Annotated in this window: 2 protein-coding genes; both read left to right on the top strand. The window is 45.7% G+C overall.

Translation table 11 applies throughout. The annotated features are described in order from the left end of the window. Window positions 1-309 precede the first annotated feature (309 nt). The gene (gene purD, locus VN429_RS10360) at window positions 310-1,632 is read left to right on the top strand and encodes a phosphoribosylamine--glycine ligase (protein ID WP_325632980.1); all 1,323 of its coding nucleotides are present in this window, start codon (window positions 310-312) and stop codon (window positions 1,630-1,632) included. After that, a complete protein-coding gene (gene argF / locus VN429_RS10355; RefSeq protein WP_325632978.1) occupies window positions 1,629-2,537 on the top strand; it encodes an ornithine carbamoyltransferase in 909 nt (302 codons plus the stop codon). Before purD ends, argF begins: the two co-directional genes overlap by 4 nt. The last annotated feature ends 46 nt before the right edge of the window (window positions 2,538-2,583 follow it).

Genomic DNA, 2,583 nt, shown 5'->3' with positions numbered 1-2,583 from the left:
AGCTCGTATCCAAAGGCGATCTGGTTCAGAATTAGGCTATTACATAATCTAAATCATCTTTTTATGATGTTTGCTGTGCGTTTTTGATACTCTCTTTCTGATGAATGCCTTAAGATCAGTTAATTGAAAGATCGTCAGAGTAATTACGCATGGCTGACAAATAGTCACAGGACAGAGAATCAGGCAGGCAACTGTGTCAATTTATTGATTTAGTAGCAGCCGTTATTGTGTTTCTCTTATACACTAGATGCTCTGTAAGCCCGGGTATTGCTGTTCCCGGTAGATCTCAAAAATTCCAGAAGATAGCGCATGAATACAAACACTCATCAGGAAAGCAGGCAGCAGATGAAGGTTCTCGTTGTCGGGAGCGGAGGCAGAGAGCATGCAATAGCACAGGCTCTCTCAAAAGGCCACAATATTGTTGTCTACGCAGCAATGTCACGCATTAATCCGGGTATCGCTGCCCTGTCACAGGAGTATCTGATCACCAGGGAGACAGCTTCCCAGGAGATTACAGATTTCTGTACCAGAAACCAGATCAGGTATGCGTTTATCGGTCCAGAAGTTCCTCTTGAGGCCGGGGTTGTAGACTCCCTGAATGCAGCAGGAGTACTCTGTGTTGGTCCGAAAAAGTTGGCTGCACAGATAGAGACCGATAAAGCATTCTGCAGGAACCTGATGAAACAATATAACATCCCGGGTCTACCTGGATATCATATATTTCAGGGTCCGGATGAAGCGATTGCCTTCATGAAGACCACATCATCTGACTATGCAATTAAACCGATCGGACTAACCGGAGGTAAAGGAGTCAGGATCATGGGTGAACACGTTGATCAGGATGGCGCCTGTGAATACATTCGTGAGATCAATGGCGGCGTAGTTATTGAGGAACGTCTGATCGGTGAGGAGTTCACTCTTCAGGCATTTGTAGATGGAAAAAACCTTATCCCTATGCCCCTGGTTCAGGATCATAAGAGAGCCTTCGAAGGTGATACCGGACCAAATACCGGCGGTATGGGATCATATACCCTTCCGGATCACCGGATGCCATTCATCACCGATGATGAATACGACCAGGCTCTTCTGATCATGAAAAAGGTTGTAGCTGCTCTTGAGGCTGAGGGATATCCATATGTTGGAATCCTCTATGGTCAGTTTATGAATACTGCCCGGGGTCCGATGGTAATCGAGTTTAATGCAAGGTTTGGAGACCCTGAAGCAATGAATGTTCTCAGCCTTTTAAGTTCAGACATCGGAGATGTCATCCGGGGAGTTACATCAGGGACCCTTGATAAAACCAGAGTTACATTTCTGAATAAGGCTACGGTTTGTAAATATGTTGTTCCTGATGGATACCCGGATAATCCTCATGCCGGCGATTTCATAATTCCTGGAGATGGTGGACCTGCACTGCTATATTATGCATCAGTTGTCAGGGAAGGAGATCACCTGATTACGCAGTCATCACGGACCATGGCATATGTTGGTATTGGTGACACCCTGGAAGAGGCTGAAAAGATAGCAGAAGCTGCTGCATCATCGGTCCAGGGACCGGTTCGTCACCGTCGTGATGTGGGAACCATGGATGTCCTGAAGAAGAGGATAGATCACATGCAGGAGATTAGATGAAAAAAGATTTTGTCTCGATTCTTGATATATCACGTGACGAACTTGGCGAATTGATCGCAACGTCCCGCAGACTCAAAGAAGAGAGACGTGTCGGAGTTTTTCCTCCTCATCTTTCACAGAAGACCCTTGGAATGATCTTTGAGAAATCATCTACCAGGACAAGGATCTCGTTTGAAGTGGGCATGTATGAACTGGGTGGTCATGCCCTGTTCCTCAATCCCAAGGACATGCAACTAGGAAGAGGGGAAGCTATTCGTGATACTGCACGGGTCATGTCCAGGTTTGTTTCAGCCATCATGATCAGAGCAAACTCACACAAGAGTGTGACTGAACTTGCAGTCCATGCTGATATCCCGGTGATAAATGGTCTCTCTGATTGTGAACATCCCTGCCAGATCCTTGCAGATATTATGACTATAGTTGAGCATCTGCACCGGATAGAAAAAGTGACAATAGCCTGGGTAGGTGATGGTAATAATGTATGTAACTCGCTTATTCTGAGCACTATTCTCACCGGTATGGAGGTCAGAATTGCATGTCCCCCTCAGTATAAACCATCACTTAAATATATTGAACAGGCCAGGAGTGAAGGGGCAATAATAGAACTGGGAGAAGATCCCATTGCAGCGGTTAAAAATGCTGATGTGGTGATGACTGATACCTGGGTCTCCATGGGTCACGAGGAAGAAACAAAAGAGCGTGAAAAGATTTTTGCTCCATACCAAGTAAATATGAATCTTCTGAGTCATGCAAAACCAGGAGCAATTGTCATGCACTGTCTTCCCGCACACCGTGGCTGTGAGATCACCGATGAAGTAATTGACAGTAGCAGAAGTGTCGTATGGGACCAGGCAGAAAACCGGCTCCATGTTCAGAAGGCACTTCTCCTCCGATTACTGGCATAAGGCGAGATATAGCAGCAACAATATCCGTTTTTGTTTTTTGAAGACT

It is taken from the genome of Methanospirillum sp. (genome assembly GCF_035560735.1).
GTDB lineage: Archaea > Halobacteriota > Methanomicrobia > Methanomicrobiales > Methanospirillaceae > Methanospirillum.
The sequence above is the reverse complement of the archived record's forward strand: the minus strand, read 5'-3'. Positions and strand labels throughout refer to the sequence as shown.